Source organism: Salirhabdus euzebyi, from assembly GCF_014207435.1.
Lineage (GTDB): Bacteria > Bacillota > Bacilli > Bacillales > Alkalibacillaceae > Salirhabdus > Salirhabdus euzebyi.
In genome coordinates this window covers 36752-61805 of the sequence record NZ_JACHGH010000006.1, presented here as the reverse complement: position 1 = coordinate 61805, position 25054 = coordinate 36752, and the positions used below count along the sequence as shown (strand labels likewise).

Here is a 25054-nt window from a genome sequence, read left to right as displayed (position 1 = left end):
GTTTTTTTATTGGTTTATGTGTATTTGCATTATTTCCGTTTCCCCGCCCTTTACTTCCTTACGGTCCGCTATCTCTAGTGTATCCACAATGGAATAATTCGTAATAATTGTTGGAGTTAATGAACTTTGTACCTTTTGATTAATTAAATTTAAGTTAAATGATAAAAGTTTATCTCCAACAGATACCTTTTGCCCTTGCGTTACAAAGGAATGAAAGCTTTCCCCATTCAAATTAACCGTACCCAAGCCAATATGAATTAACAATTCCACACCCGAGTTACCCCTTAAGGCAATAGCATGTTTTGTTGGGAAGAGTTGGATAACTTCTCCATCAATTGGTGAAACAACTTCCCCTTCATTTGGTTTTATCGCAACCCCTTCTCCAATTAGTTTTTCTGAAAAAGTTGGATCTGGAACCTTTTCAATGGGTATTAAATCTCCTGAAATCGGAGCAATGATCGTTTCTGTTTTTGTTAACTTAGACGCCTCTTTCCCAAACCATTTTTGGAGCATTTCTTACCTCCTAATAAACCTTTTGCTAATTTCAAGGATGTAATTATTAATTTTTGTTTTCTTGCCCTATTTTATTCCGGGCTTAGAACGAGAAACTTTGTTTTAACTACTCCCTTTAGGAAAACCTATAAAGGAGACGGGGTCCTAGCGTCTTGTTGTATCTTATGACGACTGCACCGTCTTTTTATGTTTGATATGAAGGAGGGTTAAAAGTGAGTGACAACCATTTCACACGTGTAGGTACAAATATAAATGACGTAAAAGAAAAAAATGCCCAATCTGGACTTTCTTACAATGAGGCAAAAGAGCTTATTGCCAAAACGACTGGTGGTAGGGATACGGCAAAATATAGTAACACGAATATAGAAGAAGTTCAGAATGAAATAAATAATCAGCATAACTTTTAATAAAAAAGAAGCAAAGGGAACTTTAAGCAATTTCCCTTTGCTTCTTTTATTTTTCAAATAAATCTCCAGTTAAATACCTTTCCCCTGTGTCAGGAGCAATAGCAACAACGACTTCCTCTGGAGTTTTTCTTTTTGCTACTTCTATTGCTGCAAAGCAAGAAGCACCTGCGGAAGCTCCAACTAATATTCCCTCTTCCTTAGCTAACCTTCTTGTTATTTCATAGGCCTCCTCATCCTTAATTTTAAAAATTTCATCATATACCTGTTGATTTAAAATATTTGGGATAAATCCTGGGCTAGTTCCGACTAGCTTATGTTTACCTGGTTTTCCTCCTGAAAGGACAGGGGAACCAGCAGGCTCCACGACGTGTATGCTTAGATTTTTAAAATACTTTTTCAATTCCTCACCTGTCCCGGTAATTGTTCCACCTGTACCTGCTGTTGCAACAAATGCAGACAACGGTTTACCAATCTCCTCCATAGCATCTATGATTTCTTTTGCTGTCGTTCCACGATGGGCGTCTGAATTAGCTATGTTGTCAAACTGTAGGGGCATAAAGCTATTTGGTGTTTTATTTACTAATTCCTTCGCTTTCTCAATTGCACCTGGCATTTTTTCCGCTCCAGGTGTTAAAACAATTTTTGCTCCGTAAGCTTTCATTAGCTTAATACGTTCTTCGGTTGCAGTATCAGGCATAACGAGAATCGCCCTATAACCTCGAGCAGCTGCGTTCATCGCTAAACCTATCCCCGTGTTTCCGCTAGTAGGTTCAATAATTGTAGCTCCTTTATGTAATAACCCCTCCTGCTCTGCCTTTACTATCATGTTATATGCTGCACGATCTTTAACACTTTTACTTGGATTAAACATTTCTAATTTCAAGTAAATGGCCGCTCCATTTTTGGGGCCAATTTTATTTAACTTAACTAATGGGGTATTCCCTATTAGGTCTGCAATATTGTCTACTACCCTCATTCCTTCACGTCCTTTACAAGAGAATTGATTATGATTTTACCATATTCTTTGCATTTTTTCGTCAAATCTGAAATAAGATACTTTTGTTTCTTTTTTTTAATTATTTCGTTATTATATATATTTAGGAACACGAAGTATTTAGAAGGAAGGGATTTATCATTACCGATCAAGAAAAACTAGCAAAGAGAAATTTGGCGATTATGTGGTTTGCTAATTTTTTTATAGCAGGAAGTATGACAATGGTACTTCCGTTTTTATCCTTATATATTGACTCTTTTGGAAACTTTTCTGATCAGTATGTTCAACATTGGTCAGGTTGGGTTTTTGCTATAACGTTTGTAACAGCCTTTATATTTTCTCCTATATGGGGAAGATTTGGTGATAAATTTGGCAGAAAAAAATTCTTAGTGATTGCTGCTGTCGGTCTATCTGTAAGTGTATTTTTGATGAGCTTTGTAACCTCTGTCATGCAACTTTTTATATTGCGATTTTTCATGGGTATCTTCACTGGCTTTATTTCCACTTCTCAAGCACTCATATCTACTCAAACACCGAAACATTTATCCGGGCGAGTACTTGGAACTTTACAGACAGGAAGTGTATCTGGAAGTTTATTAGGACCACTTTTTGGTGGGGTTTTAGCAGACTATGTTGGCTTTGCGGCAACATTTCAATTAACTTCCATTCCATTAATTCTTGCAGCTATTTTTGTATTCGCAGGCCTTAAAGAGTACAAACTGGAAACAAACGAAGAAACAGAAATGAAATTCTCAAGAAAAGAAGTAATCCAACACATCATCAGGCACCCAATGTTACTCATGATCATGTTTGTATCAATGTTTGTACAAATTGCTCATTTTAGTATCCAACCGATTTTAGCACTATATGTAGAGGAGCTCCATGGTCCAGTCAATTTAGCTTTCTTCTCCGGCTTAGCATTTTCTATTACTGGTTTAGGAAATTTGTTAATGGCTAGAAGGTGGGGAAGGCTTGCAGATCGAATAGGTTATGAGAAGATATTAGTAGCCTTATTAATTTTATCAGCTGTTGTGTATTTCCCCGGGGCATTTGTCACAAACATTTGGCAACTAGTTATTTTGCGCTTCTTATTAGGTGTTACAATCGGTGGAATTATACCAGTTAGAACAGCTTATATACGACATGCAGCTCCCGTATCTATACAGGGAGAAGTACTCGGATACAATATGAGTCTTCGGTTTTTAGGTAATATAATAGGGCCTGCCTTAGGTGGGATCATTGCTGGTTATTTAGGTATATCCTCGGTGTTCTTTATTACTAGTGGCTTGTTATTAATGAGTGGATTTTTATTAATCATAACCATGCAACGCCATCCTAAAGTCATTAATCAATATAATTAAACTTACCATTAAAGGAGTCATGTTCTCATGTTCAATCCAAAATTAAAAGAATTCGCAGAACAAAAATTAGTGGAAGCTTCCATTGATGACCTACAACAAACTATGGAAGCTGGGGAAATAACCGCAAAAGATCTTGTGTTTATGTATTTTGACCGCATTCAGAAGTATGATAAAAACGGTGTTCATTTAAATTCCGTTTTAGAACTTAACCCAGAGGCTGTTCATATAGCTGAAGCATTAGATGCCGAACGCCAGGAAAAAGGTGCTAGAGGTCCATTGCATGGGATACCTATTCTTTTAAAAGATAATATAGATACAAATGATCATCTTCATACTAGTGCAGGATCATTAGCCTTAGCGAATAATGTTGCAACGAAAGATTCCTTTGTTGCTCAAAAGCTTCGTGAAGCAGGGGCCATTATTATTGGGAAAGCGAATATGACGGAATGGGCAAATTTCATGACAGAAAATATGCCTAATGGATATAGCTCTCGTGGCGGACAGGTACTAAATCCTTATGGACCTGGTACATTTGATGTCGGTGGTTCAAGTAGTGGTTCAGGTGCCTCTGTAGCAGCAAATTTAGTGACCGTTGCAATAGGTACAGAAACATCCGGATCTATTTTAAGTCCAGCTAGCTCTAATTCCGTTGTGGGCATCAAACCAACAGTAGGCTTGGTTAGTCGAAGTGGCATTATCCCCATTTCTCATTCACAGGATACAGCTGGCCCAATAGGACGAACAGTTAAAGATGCAGCTCACGTATTAGCTGCAATTGCAGGGGTAGATCGTCATGATCCTGCTACCGTAAAGGTAACGAAGGAAGACTTCGATTATGTCACTAATATTGATAAAGGAATAGATGGTTTACGTATTGGTGTAGCTAGAGATCCTTATTTTGATCATTTAAGTGAGGAAGAAGTAAAATTATTGGATGAAGCAATAGAAGAACTGCAAAAAAACGGAGCTACCATCATTGATCCTGTTGAAATTCCGTCTCAAAAAGAAGACTGGGACATTAATGTACTCGTTTACGAATTCAAGCCTGATTTAAATGCATATTTAAGAAATACGAGCGCTGATGTAAAAGTCCGCTCATTAAAAGATGTTATTGCATTTAACGAAAAATACAAAGAACAAGCTCTAAAGCACGGGCAAACGATGCTGATCAAAAGCGAGGAAACAAGTGGAACCTTAACAGAATCAGAATACCTAGTTAGTTTAGAGAAGGATCAGTACTTAGCGAAAACAGAAGGTATTGACGCTGTTATCGAGGAGAACAATCTAGATGCCGTTTTATTTCCGAATAATTTAGGTGCTGGAATTCCATCAAAAGCGGGTTACCCTTCCATCACAGTTCCAGCAGGATACACAGACAAAGGAAAACCAATTGGTGTTACTTTCACTGCCAAGGCTTTTGAAGAAGAAAAGTTAATTCAAATAGGATATGCATACGAACAGGCTACTAAGCTTCGTAAGGAACCAAAATTAGACTAAAAAACAGGAGTCCCGCATTAGTTAGTGGGACTCTTTTTTTTGACTTATTACGCTTAAATAAAAAGCACATTACTTTTTGGAAGTTCCACCCTTTTTTAAAAATTGGTATGAATAGGCTAATCCTAAAACATAAAGAACCATTAAAAAATAAACAGGCAATAAATGAATGAACGTTGTATAACCAATGAACAGATGGGTCCCTATTCCTGCTATGAATGCTGGGAGTGCACCTATAGCCACTGTATTCCACAACCACTTTTCGCCTCGTCTATATCCCCACAAGGAAAGCATCAGTACTAGTAATCCCACACTCACTAAAGCTCCACCAAATCCTGCACGATCATGTGCAATTACTGGGATTAATTTATCATTCATTTGTTGGAGCATTTCTGGTGACATGCACATGAATTGAAGGTCAGTCGATACGAAAACGTCAGATACCCCGATAATAGATATGATTATTCCACCTAATAAAATGGAAAACCCTAAGATAACAAAAAGAAGCTGTCCAATAAGACCATTTTTCCACGCTTTATCATTTATTGCCTTGGAAAGTGTTGGGGAATGAATTGCTGTTTTAGATTCCCTTAAACTTGCCATGTAGATAGGAAGTAATAAAAGCCAAAAAATTCCGTGAAGCCAATCAAAATAGCCGAAACCGATAAATAGAAATATTCCTAAAAAGCCAACAATAGCAGCTGTATGGAACGCACTTCTTGCCCAATGTAGACCGTATCTGATTCCATACCTTGCTAATTGGATATAAAGTATACTGCCGGAAATCATTGTGCCAGCAAGTGCCATTCGATCATGTGCCATGAATGATAAAACAAGCGGATTTATTGCTAAAATTTCATCCCTTGTGAGCCCAATAAACGCTTCATCATATGGTAACAAGACGGAAGTCATACTGAAAATTAATGCCATAACGCCACCTATAAAAATAGAAAGCCCAAACAAAAAGGACCATATAAACCCTTGTTTTTTAGGTTCTTCTCTTTTTTGTTCTTCATATAAAATACGTTCTTGAATTCGTTTCGGTAATCCAGGGCCAGTTTCGACATACCCTTCCCTTAAAAGAAAGAAATCAGCCCCAGCCTCATATAATAGAATGGCATCTTCCGGGGAATTGACTACACCAGATGTAACCGAAATCATGTCAGGTATTTCTTTTTTTATCTTAATCAGACGATTGATTAACTCCTCTCTAGCATTTAGAGATTCAATCCAGTATCCATTTTCAACATCCCTTAATCCCTCCAAAACTACTCCTTTAATGATTCCCTTACTGAACCACTGGTTAAGATGGGTCATGACAAGCTCTTTCTCCCCTGTCTGTATAACAAAAACAGGACGAGCTATATCGTATTTACTCTCTATGACAAAGTGCTGTAATTGGAAATCTGTTAGGAAAAAAGCGTCTACATATGGAGAAAGATGTTGGATTGCTGTTTTCCATTCCGCTTCTGTTAAGTCCTTATCCAGTCTAGCTATTATAGGAATCTTCATTTCTAACGTAGCTAGTTTCCTAATCGCATGCTTTAATAGAACTTTTTCTTCGTGAATAGAAAATTGTATACGGTTGCTACTTGTTTTTCGGGGTTTGACCTCATAGGATTTATTCAGCACAATAGGGCCTACTTCTAAAAAACCAAAACCCAGTTCCTGAAAGGCCTTTGTCCCTGAAAGATACGGATCAACACTTCCACTCAATCCTATTGGTGATTGAAATTTTATTTGATTAACGCTACGCCTTAATCTAGGTGAAGGTTTTAAATGTCCTAAAAAATGAATTATACTCCTACCTCCAGGGATAGAAGTAATCATATTCATAGCTTGATGTATAAACGCCCTGCTTTTTGAAGGCATCATCTTATCTAAAAGAATCTTTTTTAAAGGATGATAGGACCAATCAGGCATAATATCCACACCTTTACTTATAATTGCACCCTTAGTTTATCAGTTTACTGAATGGAAATAAATGAGAAAGATATATTTCGTTAACTTGGCGAGCACATACCTGCATTTGGGTAAAAAAAGAGAAGTGCCGAAACACTCCTCATTACAAAACTAACTTCTGCATTCTTTCTAATACTTGCTCTATATCTTTTTTCATTACTCCAAAGTTTGTTACGAACCTTATTGTTTTTTCTCCAAATGCTACGCCAAGAATACCTTCCTTTTTTAATGCCTCCAAATAGGAATCCGCCGTATGACCAATTCTCTCCACGTTAATTAGTATAATATTAGTCTCTACTTCATTTTCTACTTCAAGACCTTTTATATTTTTAATCCCGTCTGCTAGCATTTTTGCGTGCTCATGATCCTCAGCTAACCTGTCAACCATTTCCGTTAAGGCGATTAACCCAGGTGCAGCAATCACACCCACTTGACGCATACCTCCACCTAACCTCTTTCGCCACTTTCTTGCTTGTCTAATGAATTCCTTTGAACCTGCTATCATGGAACCTACTGGTGCTCCTAATCCTTTTGATAAACAAAACTGAACCGTATCAACATAAGAAGACCATTCTTTTACTGGTATGCCAGAAGCAACAGCAGCATTAAATAATCTTGCCCCATCCAAGTGTATAGGCACCATATGCTCTTGGCCAATTTCATGTATTGCCTTCATATTTTCTAAAGGAATGATTGCTCCGCCTGCTTTGTTATGCGTATTTTCTAAGCAAATGAGCCCTGTTTCAGGAAAATGTAGATCATCTGGACGAACAGCATTTCTTACGTCTTCAGGATTTAACGCTCCTCTTATCCCTTTTAAAGGTCTTGGCTGTACACCAGCAAACGCAGACATTGCTGCTCCCTCGTACAAATAAATGTGTGCATTTTCTTCCAGAATGACTTCATTACCTAATTGGCAATGTGTTAAAACAGCAATTTGATTTCCTTGCGTTCCACTCGGAACAAATAGAGCTGCTTCCTTCCCAGTTAATTCTGCAGCTTTTTCCTCTAGCTTATTTACAGTAGGGTCCTCTCCATACACATCATCCCCAACCAATGCTTTATAGCTCGCTTCTCTCATAGCGGTTGTTGGTTTTGTTACTGTGTCACTACGCAAATCAATCATGAGTCTAATCCCCTTCCTTTAGTTCTTCATCTTATTACTATATTACTACACGATACATCTCGTTGCAGGTATTAAAATGAGAAAAAAGTTTCAAATTGAATGGAATACTTAAGCAGTTCTGAGAAAACATAATACTATTACTAGTTTAAAGGAGGGAAGGTCATGCAAAAACAACGTGCTCAAGAAATAGTGGAATCACCTGAAATTATTAATGTCACATTTAATGGCACACCGATTTACATTCAACACGTCAATGAAGATGAAGCGACTGCTAGAGTTTATCCTCTAGATGAACCGAACAAAGAACAAGATGTACCTTTAGAAAATTTACAGGAACATTAAAGTCGATTATTAAACATAAGTTATATTTTCTATATCATAACACGTAAAACCCTTTGCACTTATGCAAAGGGTTTTACCATTAAGTAAAGGACTACGCAATGTAGTTCTTTATGATGGTTAAGTATTATTGATCTTTGTTCTTATGGTATTTTTCTTTTTCTTTTTTCCCATGTTCCCAGTTGGGTACATATCCGCTTTCCTTAAGCTTTTCATGGAACTGTTGTAGGCGTTCGAATTTCTTATCCGCTTCTTCCTTGCTCATTAATCCAAACTCTACATATTTCTCAATGATTTGTTTGTGCTTTTCTAATAGCTCCCCGTACATTTGGTCAAGCACTTTCTTTTGATCTTCTTTTAATTCTACGTTCGGCTTTTCTACGGCAGTATCCTCAGCATGGATATTTATATTAAACATAACACTAAAACTGAGTAGAGAAACCATACAAATAGACAAGATTTTTTTCATATATTCAAACCTCCTTTCCAACTATTTTTTAGTCTTTTTCTTTTCGAGGTATTTATACAAAAAAGATGTTCATTAACCGAGTATTACACCTTTATTTTTAGATTTTACTTAGCAAAAATAGCATATTACTCTGAGAGCATATGCTATTTTGCAGTTTTTACTATTTTCCACACAAAAAAATTTACCTATTACTGACCCCATATGAACATCAATAGCCTATTAGCTACTACAAAAGTAGCATATAAAATTGCGACTGATGAGTAGTTTAATGTATAAAGTGCTAGGAAAGGAAGAAAAAATATACAAAATTCCACTGCTGCATGGACTAATACAGACAATTTAATAGGTGCATGTGGAGAGCCAAAAACTCCCCATACTATAGCAATAGTTAATGGAACAATAATAGCTAAAATGATTTTAAAGGATGTAGTACCACCTATTTTATAACCCCAATAACCTAAAATAAACAATACACAAAGTTCTAACAGAAATCTTACACTCAAATTTAGTACTTTTAATACTTCTAACATATTACTCATTTCTCTATACTTCTTTCCTTATTATTTTCCAATCCATTAATAAAAGTTTCCAGAACCAATTGCACACTTTCATCTAAATCAAGAGGAATTCCAAATCCACCATTTCGTTCTAAAGAAGAAAAGCCGTGTAAAACACTTCTTAATCCGCGAACATAATGTAGAGCCATTCGTTCCTCAAGCTCATAATAGTCCATCACTTTTAAAACAAGGGTTACTATTTTATCAGCCTCTATTTGTATAGCTCTATCATCTGAAACAGGAATTAATGTGACCGCCTCGTATAAACCAGGATTTTTTCTAGCAAAGGATATATAAGCATGACCTAGCGCACGGATTGCGTCATCTCCAGCTTTCCCAACAACAGAAAAAGCTAGTGTTTCATACAGCATCTTTAAGCCATACTTTGATAGCTCCTTCCTTAATCCTGTTAAACCATCTACATGGTTGTATAAAGACGGAGGACGGATTTCGAGTTTTTTCGCTACAGATGCTAATGTTACAGCACCTACACTATGTTCGTCTGCAATTTGAATAGCCGCTTTTAATAAATCTTGAATAGATAAACCAGTTCTAGGTGACATTCTTTAATTCTCCTTATTCCTTTTTTCTGCTTCTTCAACCGCTTTTTCTAGTAAAGAAATTGGGTTCTTTATCATTTTTCCGTGACCAACTGCTAATATAGTTGGTTTACAAGCTACTAGTTTTTTAGCACTCTCAACTGCTTTTTGTTTATCCCAAGTAGCCATTGCTGGGAAAGGGAATAAGGGACGCATTTGTCCGGTAACCGCTAACCCACCTTTTGTTTGAAAAGCATCTCCTACAATTAATGCATGAGTTCTACTATCTAGAAATGACATAGATCCGGGAGTATGACCTGGTGAAGAAATAGTTAAAAGGGAACCAATTTCATCGCCATCTTTAAGCAAAATATCTGCCCTCGTTTTTACCTTTTTAGGTACGCCACCTCGTATTGGTTTGTTTGCTTCGTGCTCATCAAGTGAACGATCTCCAGCCAGTAGTCGATTATCACGCGCTGAAATATACACCGGAACATCAGGCAATTGTTCTTTAAGTGCATCTAGTGCGCCTACATGGTCACCATGTCCATGTGTTAATACAATGCGGTTTATCCGTTTCCCTATTTTGTTTGCAGTTTGTAAAATGCCTTTCATACTATACGGTAACGCAGCATCTATAAGCGTTAAACCATCTTTCTCCTCAACTAAGTAACAACTTACCGGAAAAAAATTCGGCATAAAAGTTATTTGGTACAAATGACCTTCCTGTAATACTCTCATTATTTCATCTCCATTCATAAACTAATATCATTAGTTTTATTATAACTAACGTTATTAGTTAGTCAAGAGAAATGTTAAATTTTTCTTGTTTTCCATAAAAAAAGAGAAGGAATCTAGTATCCTTCTCTCCGCTTTTTTGGGTATTATCTTTTCAAACTAGCCATCATTTTGGAATCAACAGCAAGTTATACAGTACTATATCAAATTGTATAAATTGTGTATAATAATTTAATACGGAGGGACAACACATGTACAGTATAAAAAAAGTATCCGAGTTGTTAGATATTCCAACCGTTACGATAAGAGCATGGGAAAATCGTTATCATGTCGTTTCTCCTATCCGAAGTAACGGAGGACATCGTTTATATAGTGACAAAGAAATAGAGACCTTAAAATGGCTGAAGGAACAAACCCAAGAAAAAGGAATGAAGATCGGGGAAGCCGTTCATCTTTTAAACCAAAAAGGTATAGCCGGCCAGGAAACTTCTCCTACCCCCGTCCCTATTCAAGGTGGTCATAAAGATTATCAGCAATTATCAGATGAGCTTTTTGAGTCTCTAATAAATTTAAATACGTCACAATCTAATCAACTAATTGATTTAGCTTTTTCCTTATTTCCTTTTGAAGATGTTTTTCACCATATCTTAACTCCTGTTTTGCATAAGATTGGATATCAATGGGAGCTTGGTAACGTTACTGTCAGTCAAGAGCACTTTAGTAGTCAACTTATATTGCAGCGATTCAATCATTATTTTCGTATTTTACCTGTAAAAAGTCATTTACCGAAATTTTTAGCTTTCTGTCCTGAAGGGGAAAGTCATCAAATTGGCTTAATGCTTTTCAGTTTATTTATACGTGCTAAAGGTTCAGAAGTCATTTTCCTAGGACCTAACACACCACTAGATAGTTTACTAACTATTATAGACAAACAACAAATAGATGTAGTTGCCATTTCTATCACGGACCCTGCTCATGTTGAACAGATTGAAGAATGGGTTCAATCCTGCAAAAGGAAATTTTCTACTACTAAGATTGTGTTAGGTGGGCAAGGCTTTAAAAATACACCCTTATCTTTATCGGATTCGGTGTTATCCTATGATCGTAAACAATGGGCAAGTTGGTTTAATTCCATAATTCACTAAAAAAAGTTACCTACCCCTAACTTAATAGGCGCTGGTAACTTTTCTTTAGTTTATTTTGGATCAATATTATGATTATGTCTGAAAAGATTAGATGGATCATATTTCCTTTTAATGCTCAATAATCGTTCATAATTTTGAGCAAACGTGTTTTTCGTAGCTGATTCCAATAATGCAATTCCATTGAGATAAGATGCATTTCGGTGGGAATAAGGAAGTAAATCTGCATAGAGAGAATCTACCCATTGTTTACATACCTCTTCATCCATACCCGGCATTACCATTACATCAAGTAGCAAAACAAATGACGCATCACGGATAGCGAAAGCTGTTTCCTCTTCAGGAATTCTGTTCATTTTCCCGCTTAATGCCCACAATTGGGATAACACGGTAGGTACAGGGGCATTTTCAAGCTTATTTAAAAGAACATCTATTGTCTTCTCATCTAGGTCCTTAAAATAAAGAGAAGTTCCGTAAACTGGTATATGGTCCTGAACCATAACATCTAATTTCTTTTGTAATTCTTCGTAAGGAATAACTCCTGATTGGTCTACAATTGGTTTAGCTAATTCCCGTAGTGGCTGAATAACAGACTCCCCATTTTTCGGGTCACCTGCATAAAGACCAGACACAGCAACTACTTTTTTATGGTGTAAGGCTTCTGGTAGGAATGGTGCTGGCGGAAGCATCATAGCAGTAATATTGAAGGAAATATCGTCTGGAGCATTTTCTAGAAATTCCTGCGCTTTTGTAAGAATACTTTTAACATCTTGATAGTCATACATTACATCTATAGCTAGTACTTCTGGACCTAAATCATAAAGCTGAAATTCAAATTTGGTAACTACCCCAAAGTTACCTCCTCCACCTTTTATAGCCCAAAATAAATCTTGATGATTATTTTCATGGACATAAATTAGCTCACCCTCAGCTGTAACGATATGTGCTCCAACAATGTTGTCACATGTTAAACCATATTTTCCACGTAAGTACCCTAGGCCGCCACCTAAAGCTAAGCCCGCTACCCCTGTTTTGGAAACAGTACCTGTTGGTGTTACAAGTCCATACTTCTGCGTAGCTACATCTATATCCCCTAACTTCGCACCACCTTCCACGATTGCCACTTTTTTAGCTTGGTCTACCTCAACCCCTCGCATATTAGATAGGTCAATCATCAATCCATCATCACACACTGCAGTCCCTGCTAAATTGTGACCGCCCCCACGTATGGAAATATGTAAATTTTCTTCCTTCGCAAAATTTACTGCATCTACGACATCCTGTTCTGATTCACAAACCACTATTGCCTTAGGACGACGATCAATCGCACCATTCCAAACTTTCCTTAATTCATCATAAGCATCATGATTTGGTAATACTAAGCGATTACCTAACTTACTTTCCAACGTACTAAACATTTTATCAATCCTTTCTAATTGGTAAAAATTACTTGTTCATTATAACAACTTATCGTTCGTTATTAAATGTTTTTTTGTTATTTTCTGAAAAATTTTATTCGTTTTATGCGTAAAAAAACCGATACGCTAATAACGTATCGGTCCCTTCTATAACTGCGCTTTATACCAATCAGCGGCAGCTTCAACTTCTGTTCTTGTTAATTGGTGGCCATTATTTTCCCAATGAATTTGCACCTTAGCATTAGCTTTTTCTAATAGCTCTTTTAAGTCCTCTGATTCGGCTGGAGGACAAAGCGGGTCGTTTTTACCAGCTGTGAGTAACACAGAGGTTCCTGTAAGATCTGGTAATTCTACTCCTCTTCTTGGTACCATTGGATGGTGCAACACTGCCCCCTTTAAAGCATCGTTATAATGGAACAATAAACTTCCAGCAATGTTTGCGCCGTTCGAGTAGCCTACAGCAATTATGTTTTTCCGATCAAAAGAATACTTTTCAGCAGCCTCATCTAAAAATTCGTAAAGCTCCTTTGTACGATTAATAAGGTCTTCCTCATCAAAAACACCTTCTGCTAAACGTTTAAAAAAACGAGGCATTCCATTTTCTGATACATTTCCTCTAACACTTAAAACAGAGGCCTCTTTATCAATTATACTCGCTAATGGTAGTAGGTCTGATTCTGTTCCACCTGTACCGTGTAATAAAAGTAGTGTAGGTTTATTTTTATCGGAACCTTGTTGAAAAATATGTTTCACAACAATTACCTCCCTAGTTAAGCTTTATTTCCTCTATTTTATCTTTTATAATCCTTAAATTACAAATAATAACTAACTAATCATTTATACGCAAGCCATATTAGAAAGACTTGACTTGTCGCCAAGTCCTTATGGCGAAAGCCTAAGTTTTTCTAATACTTAAATCCTTTAACAAAGTTTAACTTTCTTAAAGTCTAAAAAGAATCCGTATTAATACGGATTCTTAAGGATGAGAAACGATTAACTCTAATTTACCGTTTAATTCAAATGCACCGAAATCATGTGGCAAAATGAAGTGATCCCCTTTTTTCACCTTATAAGATGATCCCTGTACATCTATGGTACCTTCCCCATCCAGAACGCTAAACAAGGAAAAAGCTTCTGTTTGAGTGAATTCTGTATTGTCTTGAACATTCCATTTTTGCACAGTGAAATATTCACTTTGGACAAAAGTAGTGATTACGGTACCTGCTTTCGTTTCCGTTTGATAATTTTGCTTTTGTTCCTGATGTGGAACTGTTGTAACATCTATTGCTTTTTCTAAATGCAATTCTCTTTTATTCCCCTCGTTATCAGTACGATCGTAGTCATAAACTCGATATGTTGTGTCAGAGCTTTGTTGAGTTTCTAATACTAACGTACCTTCACATAAGGCATGAATGGTCCCACTTGGAACAAAAAAGAAATCTCCAGGCTTTACTGCAACCCTTCTAAGGAGCTTGTCCCATTGTCCATTATCAATCATGGTACGCAATTCCTCTTTTGATGATGCATTATGACCAAAAATCATTTCTGCACCTTCTTTACAATCAATGATATACCAGCACTCCGTCTTTCCTAACTCCCCATTCTCAAACTTCATCCCATATTCATCATTAGGATGAACCTGAACAGATAAATCAGTATTTGCATCTAGAATCTTCGTTAAAAGCGGGAATTTTTCCCCTGGATAGTTGCCAAATAAATCTTTATTATTGCGCCAAATATCGTCTAAAGAAGTCCCTTGAAATGTACCATTTTTAATCTTTGTGGTACCGTTTGGATGACCTGAAATCGCCCAGCATTCACCTGTTTTATTAGAAGGAATATCATAATTAAATTGTTCTGCCAATGCTGTTCCACCCCAAATACGCTCCTGAAACACTGGCTCTAGAAAAAGTGGTTCCTTTTTCATTTGTTACCCACAACCTTTCCACCATTCTGTTACACTCCATATTTTACCATTAAAAGAGGAGGGTTTCCCCTCCTCTTTTAGCCTTCCCAAAATTAAATTTCACTAGCTAGCTTTATAATATCTTCTTTAGTTGTAGCGTTTAGTAGGCTTTGACGGAATTCATCATCAATTAATTTACGTGAAAGCATTTGTAAAATCTTCAAATGTTCATCGCCGGCACTTTTTTCTGGAACAGCAATCATAAAAATAAGATTCGCTGGTTCATCATCCATACTTGCCCAATCTACTCCGTCTCTTTTAATACCAAAGGCAACACGTGGTTCTTTTACAGCATCACTTTTCCCATGGGGAATAGCAATACCAAAACCAATACCCGTACTACTTTGTTGCTCACGAGCATGTAAAGCATCTATATATGGCTGCTTTTCTGTTAGAGCTCCATTGGCTTCAATTAGAGAAGCAAGTTCATTCATAACTTCATCTTTTGTAGATCCTTCTACGTCCATCTTAATTAAATCTTCTGTTAACAAATCTGTTAATTTCATTAATCTCCGCCCCTTTAATTTATTCTTTTATTGGTTTCTTAAGCGCATTTACGAGGAATGCGGTCACAAGAACACCAACAATGATAGCAATGAAAAACATTAATACATTATCGACTGCTTGGAACACGGCAACGATTGGACCACCGTGAGGCACATTATCTGCTACGTTAGACATCATCGCAATAACAGAACCAACCATCGCACCAATCATTATACTAGGAATAACACGAAGTGGATCTCGTGCTGCTAATGGGATTGCCCCTTCTGTTATTCCTACAAGCCCCATAGCTAAAGCCGCTTTACCAGCTTCTCGTTCTTCATCTGCATACTTTTTCTTATTAAGAAGTGTTGCTAAACCTAAGCCTAACGGAGGCGTACAAATAGCAACAGCAATAGCACCCATGATGTAGGCATTTCCTTCTGCGATCATTGCAGCACCAAACAAGAATGCTACCTTGTTAAATGGACCACCCATATCAAATGCAATCATGGCACCTAAAATAAGAGCCAACACAATTCGGCTTGCACCTTCCATACCTTGAAGAAATGAAGTTAATCCTTCCATAAGTCCTGCAATAGGTTGTCCAATAACGAAAATGAAAATCACAGCCACTAAAAATGTTGCCACTAACGGAATGACTAAAATAGGCATAATGGGTTGAACCATTTTTGGAACAGGAATTCGTTTAATTGCTTTTGCAATGTACCCAGCAAGGAAACCAGCAATGATACCACCAATAAAGCCAGCCCCTGCGTCACTCCCATAGAAACTTCCTGTAGCAGCAATATAACCACCGACCATACCTGGAGCAAGACCTGGGCGATCCGCTATGCTGTAGGCGATGAAACCAGCTAAAATTGGCACCATTAATGTGAAACTAGCTGCACCAACATTAAGAATGGTTTGCCAAACGGAGCCTTCCGGAATTTGCAAACCAGTTGGTGTGGGTTCCCCACCTATAGCAAGGGCCAAGGCAATCAATAACCCACCCACTACAACAAATGGAATCATATAAGATACACCATTCATTAAGCTTCGATAAATAGGATTTTCTTTTCCTCTTTTTTCTTCTTTCACTTCCGTACTATCTTCTTTACCATATACGGGAACTTCATCGTTTTCAAACTTCTTGATTAGCTCTTCAGGTTTCCTTATTCCTTCACCTACACCAGTTGCCAATACTTTTTTCCCATTAAAACGGCTCTTATCTACTTGCTTATCCGCCGCAATAATAATACCGTCCGCTGCTCTTATTTCTTCAGCAGTCAACTCATTTTCTACACCTATAGAACCTTGTGTTTCTACTTTTATTTCATGACCCATTGCTTCAGCCGCTTTAGCTAGTTTTTCGGCTGCCATATACGTATGGGCAATACCATTAGGACATGATGTAATGGCTAAAAGCTTCATGTAATTATTCCTCCTTTTATTGAAATGCATTACAAAATTCTTCCACAGTACCTACGTCTTGTAATTTTTTTAACACTTTTTCGTCTTCCACTAAAATTGCTAATTCAGAAAACAGCTTCTTCACATCTTCTTTTGCTATTTCCTTATTTGCAAGCATAAAAACCAACTGAACCTTTTCATTACTCCAATTAATTGGATGAGTTAACCTTCCGACTGCAATACCTGATTGAATAATTTCATGTACGTTACCATGAGGAATAGCTATTCCACCACCTATATAAGTGGAAGAAAGCTTTTCTCTACGTTTCGCATCCTCACCAAATTTTTTTGTTACATAGTCATTTTCATACATATTTTGCGCAAGAATTTGAATAACATCCATTTTGTCTTTTGCATTTATATTAAGAAAGATTAAATCAGAGCTAATCTTCTTTAGTAGCGTAGGATAAGCAGTAGATTTCTGACTGTTTAATTGCTTACTGTTTTCATAAAATTCCATGACCTTTTTCTGCTCATGTAAAGGTAAGAGTGGACTAACGATAACAGTTGGTACTAGCTTCTCTTTAAGTGGAACAGTGCTTATAATAAAGTCCGGTTTTTGTTCTTGGATCATTTTTTTCATGTGGGAAATAGAAACCGTATCTAAAATAATCATTTCTGGTAATAAACTAGACAGTTTTGCCTCTAATAATTTTGATGTTCCTGCTCCTGTTGCACAGACGATAATCGTTTTCAGGTTATACTTCCGGCTTTTTTCAAGTCGTTCTAATGCAGCTTGGAAGTGCAATACCATATAGCCTACTTCATCTTCAGGAATATCGACTTGGAGCTCCTGTTCTAGAGAAGGAATAAAGGATAAAAGTACCTCGAAAGTATACCTGTACATATTTTTAATTTCTTTAATCATGGGATTCTTCATTCCTAAGCCGTGTTTTAACCGGTTTAAGGCTGAATGAAAATGAATAGATAGCCCTACTAAAAGCTCTTGGTCATTGTATAATTGTTCATCTATAACAAGAGAAACTTTTTTCACAAGTTGTTGCACATAGCGAAATGCTTCTTGATCAATTTTTCCAATCGTTTTATCTAGCTCAGCATTCAAGTGTTCTTTTGCGAATCGAACATGTGCCCCAAGGAAATGCAAGGTTATATAGCCTATCTCTGATAAGGGTACCTTAATGGACAACTTTTGCTCCAGTTCTTCAGAAAGAAACGTAGCAAGCAAAAATTCTTTTTTCTCCCTTAACTTGATCAGTTCATACTCAGGCATTTCAATCCGAAAACCTTTTTTTATCCTTTTTATCGCTATTGCAATATGAACAGTTAAATTTACAATAGATTGATCAGTTAATGGAAATTCAAGTTGCCGGTCTATTTTTCTTACTTCGTTTTCTATAATGGCAATTTCATATGGATGAAGAACCCCTTCAAGTAAATGAAGTTGGTCTAAATTCAGGACAAAAGAATCAACATCGGCCAATTGTTCAACCACGTCTGATAAAGCACGCCTCCAATCTCGTTCTGGCCCATCTACTTTCAGACCCACGTTAGGTCGTCTAATAAGCTCAAGGTTATAAGTGCTTAACCATTGTTCTACTTCTGTTAATTTTGCACTTACCGTTCCCTTAGAAACATATAACGCGTTAGCAATACGTTGACTTGATACGGCCTCATCCGAGGTCAACAGCAGCTTAATAATATGTAAAAATAGGTTATTTCCGGACATTTTGGAGGGTTCCATGTTTAGTTTATGCTTCAGATTATTTTTCTCTCGATCTGTACCTTCTAACAGCACACCTAAACTTGGTCTCCTTATAATTTTTAACGTTTGATAATCCTGTAAATACTCATCAAGCGCTTTCAAATCATTTCTAATCGTCTTCTCAGAACAATAGAGCATTTCTGATAAAGACATAACTGCACTATATTCTTTGGTATTTAGCAGTATATGAAGGAGCTGACTTCTTCTAGAATGCATTCGCTTTCACCACATTTTCAAGAAGAGAAAAGAGAACCTTTTCTCCTCCGTAAATTATCTTAACTTATTTCAAGATGATAAATAGTAAAAAACATTACCACATATTACGGTAACTTTTATCCATTATATACAATGCGAAAGATCAACAACTACTATTGAGCTTATATTTTTTTGGCTCATTTCGCATCGTTTGTTGCTATACTCTTGAATCAGAAAGGCACGCACATCTTTAAAGAGCAAATCCTTTCAAAATTTCATTGCATTTTATAGTTTTTTCCTATTATCTTAAATCAAGCTGGAAATATCCTAAGCACATATTTGCGTTTCTTTATTCAAGAACAAAAGCGCAAGCGCCTTGCTCAGCCTAAGGCAGGCATAAGACAAGACCTGCCGTGGAGGTTTTTGCTACAGAAGGAATTGACTTATGTCCCGAGGGGGTAGGTGCTGGAGCTAGACGTGGCTCCCCCGTGCAACTAACCTATCCACAAGTCCGAAATTTTATAATTTCCTAAGCAGTAAAAAAAGCACGACAGAAATTACTTCGTCTGTCGTGCTTTTACTGATTTAAATGAAATTAGCTAGCTTGTTTTCCACTATCATCTGTTTCTACTTTATCTTTTAATTCCTGTTGCTGCTCTAGGTACATTTGCTTTGCCAGCTTTGGACCATTCCAAAGTGGCGGAAGTAGTAATAGAGAAACAGGAATAGCTGTTACAACAATAAAATTTTGTAACGCTGATATACTACCTTCTCCAATTGTTAACAACACAACGGATAGAATACCGAAAAGTAATACCCAAAATACTCTTATCCATTTTTGTGGATTGTCATTCCCTGTTAGTGTTACAGCTACAGTATACGAAATAGAATCAACTGTGGTTGATACAAATACAAGGGTAACAATCAGGAATCCTACTGCCATAATAAATCCAATAGGCAATTGGTCCATGATGGCCATCACCGCAGCCGGCATTCCACCGTCACTTAGTGGACCAGAAATTGTTCCTGGATTGTTAACTTCATGGAATAACCCAGTTCCACCAACAACTGTAAACCAAAAATTACTTACTAATGGCGCCACAACGGAAACAGCTATGATAAGCTCACGAATAGTACGTCCACGGGAAATTTTACTTATAAATATAGCCATCATTGGTCCATATCCTAAGAACCACCCCCAGAAAAATACTGTCCAATACCCTAACCAAGCTTGGTCGCCGCGATATAGCGTCATTTCAAAGAAATTTTGTAAATGAAATGCCTCTGCAGCAATGAAAGAATCAATAATAAACATTGTAGGACCAATTACTAACATTATGGCAGTTAAAAGCACCACAAATCCTACGTTTAAACGACTTAAAAATTGAATTCCTCTATCAACACCACTTGCTACCGAAATAGCAGCAATTACAATTAAAGCACCAACAATTATAATATTTGTCGTTAAAGAATTAGGAATACCAAATAGAGAATGTAAACCATAACCTAATTGGATACCTAAAAATCCGATAGGCCCCATCGTACCTGCAGCTACTGCAATAATAGATACAATATCAGCAGCAGAACCTAATAAACTTTTTTTGAAAATTTTTTCTCCAAAGATTGGATATAAAATCGTGCGAGGTTTAAGTGGATATCCTTTATGATAATGAGCATACATGAGGACAATTGTTGCTAACGTTCCTAAACACGCCCAAGCTAGGAAGCCCCAGTGTAAAAAGCTTTGTGATAATGCAGGTAGTACTGCTTCTGTTGCACTCATTCCATCATTTGCAAACAACGGCGGAGTTGTTACGAAGTGATAGATTGGCTCCGCAGCAGCCCAGAAAACACCACCACTAGCTAAAAGCGTACATAAGATCATTGAAATCCAGCGGAAATAACCATTCTCTGGTTTATCCATTTTACCTAATCGAACTTTACCGTACTTAGAAAAAGCTAAAATAATTCCTATTGCGAAAGTTCCAAATAATAATAACTGCCAGTAAGCTCCAAAAAATGTAACAGACCAATTAAAAGATTCTGTAACCAAACTACCTACTAAATCAATATCTATTAATGCAATAATAACAAAAAGGGATAAAAACCCACCACTTACAGCAAACGTAGTCCAATCTGTGTTTGTTTTTCTCGGTTTCATTGTTATCCTCCTGATTTTTTAACGAAGAAGCTCGTCATTTTTGTATAACAAACTATGAAAAGACAGAGGAAAATTACTATGGAACGGACTTACAGTTTGCTCTTATTTCAAAACGTATACGCCTATAATAATCGTCTTGGATAATTACACCTACCTATCGTCTTTATTTAAACCTCTCTATAGAGGTATTTTTATATACCCAATTCAAGTGGTTTTAAAACACCTAATTCAATATTATAGTAATAAATTTAAATATCGTCAATTACTCTCTGGAGTAATTAAGGATTTGCGATCTTTGTTGAATAAAAAGCAAGCAGAACATTATAAAACATTCTGCTTGCTTTGCTGCGTGTGAAATAAGTCGGCATAAAAGCCATTTCTCGTTAACAGTTCATCATGTGTACCTTGCTCAATAAGCTCTCCTTCTTTTAAAACTAATATTAAATCTGCTCGTTGAATAGTATTTAATCGATGAGCTATTACGAAACTAGTTCTGCCTTCCATTAATTTTGCTAAAGCTTCATTAATTTTCATTTCAGTGATTGTATCAATGCTACTAGTTGCTTCGTCTAAAATTAATAACGCTGGATTTGCAAGCATTGCTCTAGCAATAGATATTAACTGCCGTTGCCCATGACTAATCCCTCTTCCATCTGAATAGAGAATTGTATCGTAACCATTAGGTAGTTTTGAAATAAAGTCATGTGCATTAGCTGCTATCGCAGCTTTTTCAACTTCCAAATCAGAGGCATGGAGATTACCATATCTTATATTTTCTCGAACAGTTGTCTCAAACAGAAACGAATCTTGTAGAACAACACCCATTTGAGCACGTAAGCTATCCCTCGTTATCGATTTTATATTTTTCCCATCAATTAAAATTTCACCACTTTGAGCATCGTAAAATCTAGAAAGCAATGATATGATTGTTGTTTTCCCAGCACCCGTTGGTCCAACAAGAGCTACCGTTTCCCCAGGGGAGGCCCGAAAACTAACATCCAATAACGTATCTTGAGCTTCTTCATAAGCAAATGATACCCCTTTAAAGGTGACCTCTCCCTTTATCGATTTTATTGCCTCCTCTTTCCTACCTTCATCTGTTTCTTTTTCTTCATCCATAATATTAAATACTCGCTCTGCACCTGCTACAGCAGATAGAATAACATTGAACTGATTAGCCAAATCATTTAGAGGACGAGTAAATTGTCTAGAATAGGTTGTGAAAGTAACGATAACCCCAATGGAAACAATATCGTTAATTGCCAGAATTCCTCCGACTCCAACAATTATCGTAAAACTCACATTGTTAAGCATATTCATTAGCTTTGGTATAAAACCTGAATAGGTTTGGGCCCAATATCCGGAATCCCTTAGCGCCTTGTTTTTTTCATCAAATTCGTCTATCACTCTGTTTTCCTGCGAAAAGGTTTTAATGATTTTATGCCCTGATAGTGTCTCTTCGATGTAACTATTTACATCTCCCAAGTTCTTTTGTTGCTCTTTAAAATAAACACCGGTTCGATTTGTAATCCATTTTAAACCACCAAACATGATGGGAACGATTGCAAGTGTTAATACTGTTAGCAACGGACTTAACCAAAGCATAACAATTATTGTCCCGGTTATCGTTAGAAGACTAGTAGCCACTTGAATGACAGATGTATTTAGCGTACGGCTTACATTCTCCATATCATTCGTTAATCGGCTCATTAATTCCCCATGCTGACGCTTTTGAAAAAACGCCATAGGTAGCATTTGTAAATGGGAAAACAATTTTTTCCTCATCGCGAATACAGTACGCTGTGCTACATCAATCATAATAAAGTTTTGCGTCCATTCTGTAGTGGCGTGGAGAATATAGATTCCAACTAGGATAGAAAGCATGACTAGAAGAGCGGATGTGTTAAATTCTTCTATCAGTTTATCAACAGTAACCCCTAAAAGAAACGGTCCTAAAAGGGCAAAAGCCGAGCTTAATAACACGAGGAAAAGTACTAGAATAAATAGTCCTTTATCCTTTTTCATATAAGACCAAATACGCTTAATTGTCCCTCTCACATCTTTTACTTTCGGACGCTTCCCTAAGCGCATATGAGGATGTGGCGGCCTTTGAGTTTGATTATTTTTATTATGATTAATCGCCATATTCTAACACTTCCTCTTGGATTTGGGACTTGTAAATATCACGATAATAAGGATTTGTTTTGTACAATTGATCATGTGACCCACTTGCTACAAGCTGACCGTCACTTAGCAATAGAATTTTATCCGCTTCTTTAACAGAACTAATTTTTTGAGCAACTATTATTGTTGTGCATGCTTTCTTTTTCAACGTTTCTAGTATTTCTGCTTCCGTATGAGCATCAAGAGCACTTGTGCTATCATCTAACAACAATATTTTAGGGTCCCTAACAAGCGCTCTAGCTAAAGAAAGTCTTTGCTTCTGACCTCCTGAAAGGTTCACACCTCGCTGACCTACTAACGTTTCATATTGCTCTGGTAACGTCATAATAAAGTCGTGGATGTTGGCACTCTTAGCCGCTTCCATCACTTCTTCTAATGAAGCTTCCTCATTTCCCCACTTAATATTTTCTCTAATTGTTCCTGTAAATAAATGTGCTTCCTGAGGGACTAAGCCGACTACCCTCCTCAACTGGGCAACATCCCAATCGTAAACGTCCTTTTGATCAATGAGAATTTCACCCGAAGACACTTCAAACAGTCTTGGAATTAATTGAATAAGTGAGCTTTTTCCGGAACCAGTCTCCCCTAATATGCCAACTGTTTCTCCCTCATTAATGGAAAACGTAACATTTTGTAAGGCAGGACTTTCATAAGAAGGATAATGAAACGTAACGTTTTGAAAGGAAACTTCCCCCTTTACAAGCTGCGGGTTCCTATTTCCTTGTTCCATTAACTCCTCATCTTCTTGTTCGACTAGAACGTTAGAAATACGAGTAGCTGATGCCTTACCTCTAGAGAAATTCATAATTAAAAAACCAAACATACCAATAGCTCCCATAATCCTTGTTCCATAATTTAAAATAGCAACAATTTCACCAGGTTGTGCTGTACCTGCATTGAGCTCAAAGGAACCGAACCATAATATAAGCACGATGCTAAAATTCATCCCGAATATAATAATTGGGGTTGCTAGTTCCATGAGACGTAATGCTTTTACATTCTGTTCCATTAAAGACTTATTTACTTTTCCAAAACGTTTATCTTCATGGGATCCACGATTATACGCCTTCACTAACCGCATGCCAATTAAATTTTCCTGAATAACAGAATTAACTGTATCCAACTTTTCTTGAACCCGCTTAAAGTACTTTACACCTCTTGATACAATATATAGCATGAGTATAATTAATACTGGTACAGCAATTACGAAAACGGATGCTAAACGTGCATGAATCATTAAAGCCATCACGATTCCAATCATAATAAACAAGGGAGCCCTTAGCATGATTCGTAGTCCCATAAAAATAAATGCTTGTACCTGCGTTACATCTATCGTCATCCTAGTAATTAATGAGGAAGTGGAAAAACGTTGAATATGGGAGGTGGAAAACTGCTGAACCTTTTTGTATAAATCACCTCGCAAATCATACCCGACACCTTGACTAACCCCGGAAGCAAAGAAGGAACTGACAATACCTGCTATAAATGCAATTAACGATAAACCTAGCAATAAGCTTCCCCACTTAATAACTACACCTAAATCACGAGTCATAACACCTTCGTCTATTATTGCAGCCATAATTAATGGTTGAACAAGCTCTACAACTAGTTCGACTGCCATCAAAAATAAAGCAATCCACATTGATCTTTTATATGTTAGTAAATAGCCAAAAATCTTTTTCACGTCATCACCTATGTTCAAAAGTATAACCTTAATTATATAACAGTCTGAAAATTTCATCACTTAAAATAGTTTAATTAGAAAAACTTGGCTTGTCGCCAAGTCCTTATGGCGAAAACCTTAATTTTT

Annotated in this window: 20 protein-coding genes and 1 pseudogene; 5 read left to right on the top strand and 16 right to left on the bottom strand. The window is 36.8% G+C overall.

Translation table 11 applies throughout. The features are described 5' to 3' along the window. Positions 1 to 6: 6 nt before the first annotated feature. Entirely contained in the window at positions 7 to 513 is a 507-nt protein-coding gene (locus tag HNQ94_RS11100; protein ID WP_174496643.1) for a PTS sugar transporter subunit IIA, read from the bottom strand. Positions 514 to 725: 212 nt separating this feature from the next. Between HNQ94_RS11100 and HNQ94_RS11095 the strand changes: the two genes are divergently transcribed. Next, positions 726 to 920: a gamma-type small acid-soluble spore protein gene (locus HNQ94_RS11095; protein ID WP_174496644.1), complete on the top strand. Its 195-nt coding sequence runs from the start codon at positions 726 to 728 to the stop codon at positions 918 to 920. Between the two features lie 46 nt (positions 921 to 966). On the opposite strand, the gene cysK is transcribed toward HNQ94_RS11095, so the two are convergent. Beyond that, positions 967 to 1896, bottom strand: coding sequence for a cysteine synthase A (cysK, locus tag HNQ94_RS11090; RefSeq protein WP_174496645.1), 930 nt, complete (start codon positions 1894 to 1896; stop codon positions 967 to 969). A 200-nt stretch (positions 1897 to 2096) separates the two neighbouring features. On the opposite strand from cysK, the gene HNQ94_RS11085 reads away from it, so the two are divergent. Next, on the top strand, positions 2097 to 3275 hold the full coding sequence (locus HNQ94_RS11085) for an MFS transporter (protein ID WP_174496646.1): 1179 nt from the start codon (positions 2097 to 2099) through the stop codon (positions 3273 to 3275). A 27-nt stretch (positions 3276 to 3302) separates the two neighbouring features. Next, positions 3303 to 4772: an amidase gene (locus HNQ94_RS11080; protein WP_174496647.1), complete on the top strand. Its 1470-nt coding sequence runs from the start codon at positions 3303 to 3305 to the stop codon at positions 4770 to 4772. A gap of 69 nt (positions 4773 to 4841) precedes the next feature. Here the strand turns inward: HNQ94_RS11080 and HNQ94_RS11075 are convergent, their stop codons facing one another. Together HNQ94_RS11075 and ltaE are read right to left on the bottom strand one after the other, a co-directional pair. Continuing rightward, entirely contained in the window at positions 4842 to 6692 is a 1851-nt protein-coding gene (locus tag HNQ94_RS11075) for a dihydroorotate dehydrogenase (protein ID WP_174496648.1), read from the bottom strand. A 142-nt stretch (positions 6693 to 6834) separates the two neighbouring features. Next, positions 6835 to 7857: a low-specificity L-threonine aldolase gene (gene ltaE / locus HNQ94_RS11070; protein WP_174496649.1), complete on the bottom strand. Its 1023-nt coding sequence runs from the start codon at positions 7855 to 7857 to the stop codon at positions 6835 to 6837. A gap of 162 nt (positions 7858 to 8019) precedes the next feature. On the opposite strand from ltaE, the gene HNQ94_RS11065 reads away from it, so the two are divergent. Next, complete coding sequence (locus HNQ94_RS11065; RefSeq protein ID WP_174496650.1) at positions 8020 to 8199, top strand: small acid-soluble spore protein H; 180 nt, start codon at positions 8020 to 8022, stop codon at positions 8197 to 8199. A 124-nt stretch (positions 8200 to 8323) separates the two neighbouring features. Here HNQ94_RS11065 and HNQ94_RS11060 read toward each other — a convergent pair whose 3' ends face one another. The 4 genes from HNQ94_RS11060 to HNQ94_RS11045 all read right to left on the bottom strand — a co-directional run bounded on the left by HNQ94_RS11060 (position 8324) and on the right by HNQ94_RS11045 (position 10502). Further along, a complete protein-coding gene (locus HNQ94_RS11060) occupies positions 8324 to 8665 on the bottom strand; it encodes a DUF2680 domain-containing protein (protein ID WP_174496651.1) in 342 nt (113 codons plus the stop codon). Between the two features lie 188 nt (positions 8666 to 8853). Further along, positions 8854 to 9204, bottom strand: coding sequence for a YrdB family protein (locus HNQ94_RS11055; RefSeq protein ID WP_174496652.1), 351 nt, complete (start codon positions 9202 to 9204; stop codon positions 8854 to 8856). Continuing rightward, on the bottom strand, positions 9201 to 9785 hold the full coding sequence (locus HNQ94_RS11050) for a TetR/AcrR family transcriptional regulator (RefSeq protein WP_174496653.1): 585 nt from the start codon (positions 9783 to 9785) through the stop codon (positions 9201 to 9203). Before HNQ94_RS11050 ends, HNQ94_RS11055 begins: the two co-directional genes overlap by 4 nt. Positions 9786 to 9788: 3 nt before the next feature. Beyond that, positions 9789 to 10502: an MBL fold metallo-hydrolase gene (locus HNQ94_RS11045; protein ID WP_174496654.1), complete on the bottom strand. Its 714-nt coding sequence runs from the start codon at positions 10500 to 10502 to the stop codon at positions 9789 to 9791. 248 nt (positions 10503 to 10750) lie between these two features. Between HNQ94_RS11045 and HNQ94_RS11040 the strand changes: the two genes are divergently transcribed. Continuing rightward, a complete protein-coding gene (locus tag HNQ94_RS11040; RefSeq protein WP_174496655.1) occupies positions 10751 to 11644 on the top strand; it encodes a MerR family transcriptional regulator in 894 nt (297 codons plus the stop codon). 50 nt (positions 11645 to 11694) lie between these two features. Here HNQ94_RS11040 and HNQ94_RS11035 read toward each other — a convergent pair whose 3' ends face one another. The 8 genes and pseudogenes from HNQ94_RS11035 to HNQ94_RS10995 form a co-directional block, all read right to left on the bottom strand. Then, positions 11695 to 13059, bottom strand: coding sequence for an FAD-binding oxidoreductase (locus tag HNQ94_RS11035; RefSeq protein WP_174496656.1), 1365 nt, complete (start codon positions 13057 to 13059; stop codon positions 11695 to 11697). A 147-nt stretch (positions 13060 to 13206) separates the two neighbouring features. Continuing rightward, positions 13207 to 13812, bottom strand: a complete 606-nt coding sequence (locus tag HNQ94_RS11030; RefSeq protein ID WP_174496657.1) for an alpha/beta hydrolase — start codon at positions 13810 to 13812, stop codon at positions 13207 to 13209. 223 nt (positions 13813 to 14035) lie between these two features. Continuing rightward, entirely contained in the window at positions 14036 to 14986 is a 951-nt protein-coding gene (gene manA, locus HNQ94_RS11025; RefSeq protein ID WP_174496658.1) for a mannose-6-phosphate isomerase, class I, read from the bottom strand. A 92-nt stretch (positions 14987 to 15078) separates the two neighbouring features. Next, a pseudogene (locus HNQ94_RS11015) lies at positions 15079 to 16942 on the bottom strand (fructose-specific PTS transporter subunit EIIC). A 16-nt stretch (positions 16943 to 16958) separates the two neighbouring features. Beyond that, a complete protein-coding gene (locus HNQ94_RS11010; protein WP_174496661.1) occupies positions 16959 to 18920 on the bottom strand; it encodes a BglG family transcription antiterminator in 1962 nt (653 codons plus the stop codon). A gap of 574 nt (positions 18921 to 19494) precedes the next feature. Next, positions 19495 to 21060 (bottom strand): BCCT family transporter, encoded by a 1566-nt coding sequence (locus HNQ94_RS11005; RefSeq protein ID WP_174496662.1) that lies wholly within the window; start codon positions 21058 to 21060, stop codon positions 19495 to 19497. A gap of 321 nt (positions 21061 to 21381) precedes the next feature. Further along, positions 21382 to 23151, bottom strand: a complete 1770-nt coding sequence (locus tag HNQ94_RS11000; RefSeq protein ID WP_174496711.1) for an ABC transporter ATP-binding protein — start codon at positions 23149 to 23151, stop codon at positions 21382 to 21384. A 43-nt stretch (positions 23152 to 23194) separates the two neighbouring features. Beyond that, positions 23195 to 24928: an ABC transporter ATP-binding protein gene (locus HNQ94_RS10995; RefSeq protein ID WP_174496663.1), complete on the bottom strand. Its 1734-nt coding sequence runs from the start codon at positions 24926 to 24928 to the stop codon at positions 23195 to 23197. Positions 24929 to 25054: the final 126 nt, after the last annotated feature.

Excerpts from the sequence above, each read along its gene's own strand:
- HNQ94_RS11100 (WP_174496643.1), bottom strand. The coding sequence starts at position 513 with ATGCTCCAAAAATGGTTTGGGAAAGAGGCGTCTAAGTTAACAAAAACA.
- HNQ94_RS11045 (WP_174496654.1), bottom strand. The coding sequence starts at position 10,502 with ATGAGAGTATTACAGGAAGGTCATTTGTACCAAATAACTTTTATGCCG.
- HNQ94_RS11000 (WP_174496711.1), bottom strand. The coding sequence starts at position 23,151 with ATGCGCTTAGGGAAGCGTCCGAAAGTAAAAGATGTGAGAGGGACAATT.
- HNQ94_RS11035 (WP_174496656.1), bottom strand. The coding sequence starts at position 13,059 with ATGTTTAGTACGTTGGAAAGTAAGTTAGGTAATCGCTTAGTATTACCA.
- HNQ94_RS11075 (WP_174496648.1), bottom strand. The coding sequence starts at position 6,692 with ATGCCTGATTGGTCCTATCATCCTTTAAAAAAGATTCTTTTAGATAAG.
- HNQ94_RS11005 (WP_174496662.1), bottom strand. The coding sequence starts at position 21,060 with ATGAAACCGAGAAAAACAAACACAGATTGGACTACGTTTGCTGTAAGT.
- HNQ94_RS11040 (WP_174496655.1), top strand. The coding sequence starts at position 10,751 with ATGTACAGTATAAAAAAAGTATCCGAGTTGTTAGATATTCCAACCGTT.
- HNQ94_RS11010 (WP_174496661.1), bottom strand. The coding sequence starts at position 18,920 with ATGCATTCTAGAAGAAGTCAGCTCCTTCATATACTGCTAAATACCAAA.
- HNQ94_RS11060 (WP_174496651.1), bottom strand. The coding sequence starts at position 8,665 with ATGAAAAAAATCTTGTCTATTTGTATGGTTTCTCTACTCAGTTTTAGT.
- HNQ94_RS11080 (WP_174496647.1), top strand. The coding sequence starts at position 3,303 with ATGTTCAATCCAAAATTAAAAGAATTCGCAGAACAAAAATTAGTGGAA.
- manA (WP_174496658.1), bottom strand. The coding sequence starts at position 14,986 with ATGAAAAAGGAACCACTTTTTCTAGAGCCAGTGTTTCAGGAGCGTATT.
- cysK (WP_174496645.1), bottom strand. The coding sequence starts at position 1,896 with ATGAGGGTAGTAGACAATATTGCAGACCTAATAGGGAATACCCCATTA.
- HNQ94_RS11055 (WP_174496652.1), bottom strand. The coding sequence starts at position 9,204 with ATGAGTAATATGTTAGAAGTATTAAAAGTACTAAATTTGAGTGTAAGA.
- HNQ94_RS11065 (WP_174496650.1), top strand. The coding sequence starts at position 8,020 with ATGCAAAAACAACGTGCTCAAGAAATAGTGGAATCACCTGAAATTATT.
- ltaE (WP_174496649.1), bottom strand. The coding sequence starts at position 7,857 with ATGATTGATTTGCGTAGTGACACAGTAACAAAACCAACAACCGCTATG.
- HNQ94_RS11085 (WP_174496646.1), top strand. The coding sequence starts at position 2,097 with ATGTGGTTTGCTAATTTTTTTATAGCAGGAAGTATGACAATGGTACTT.
- HNQ94_RS11050 (WP_174496653.1), bottom strand. The coding sequence starts at position 9,785 with ATGTCACCTAGAACTGGTTTATCTATTCAAGATTTATTAAAAGCGGCT.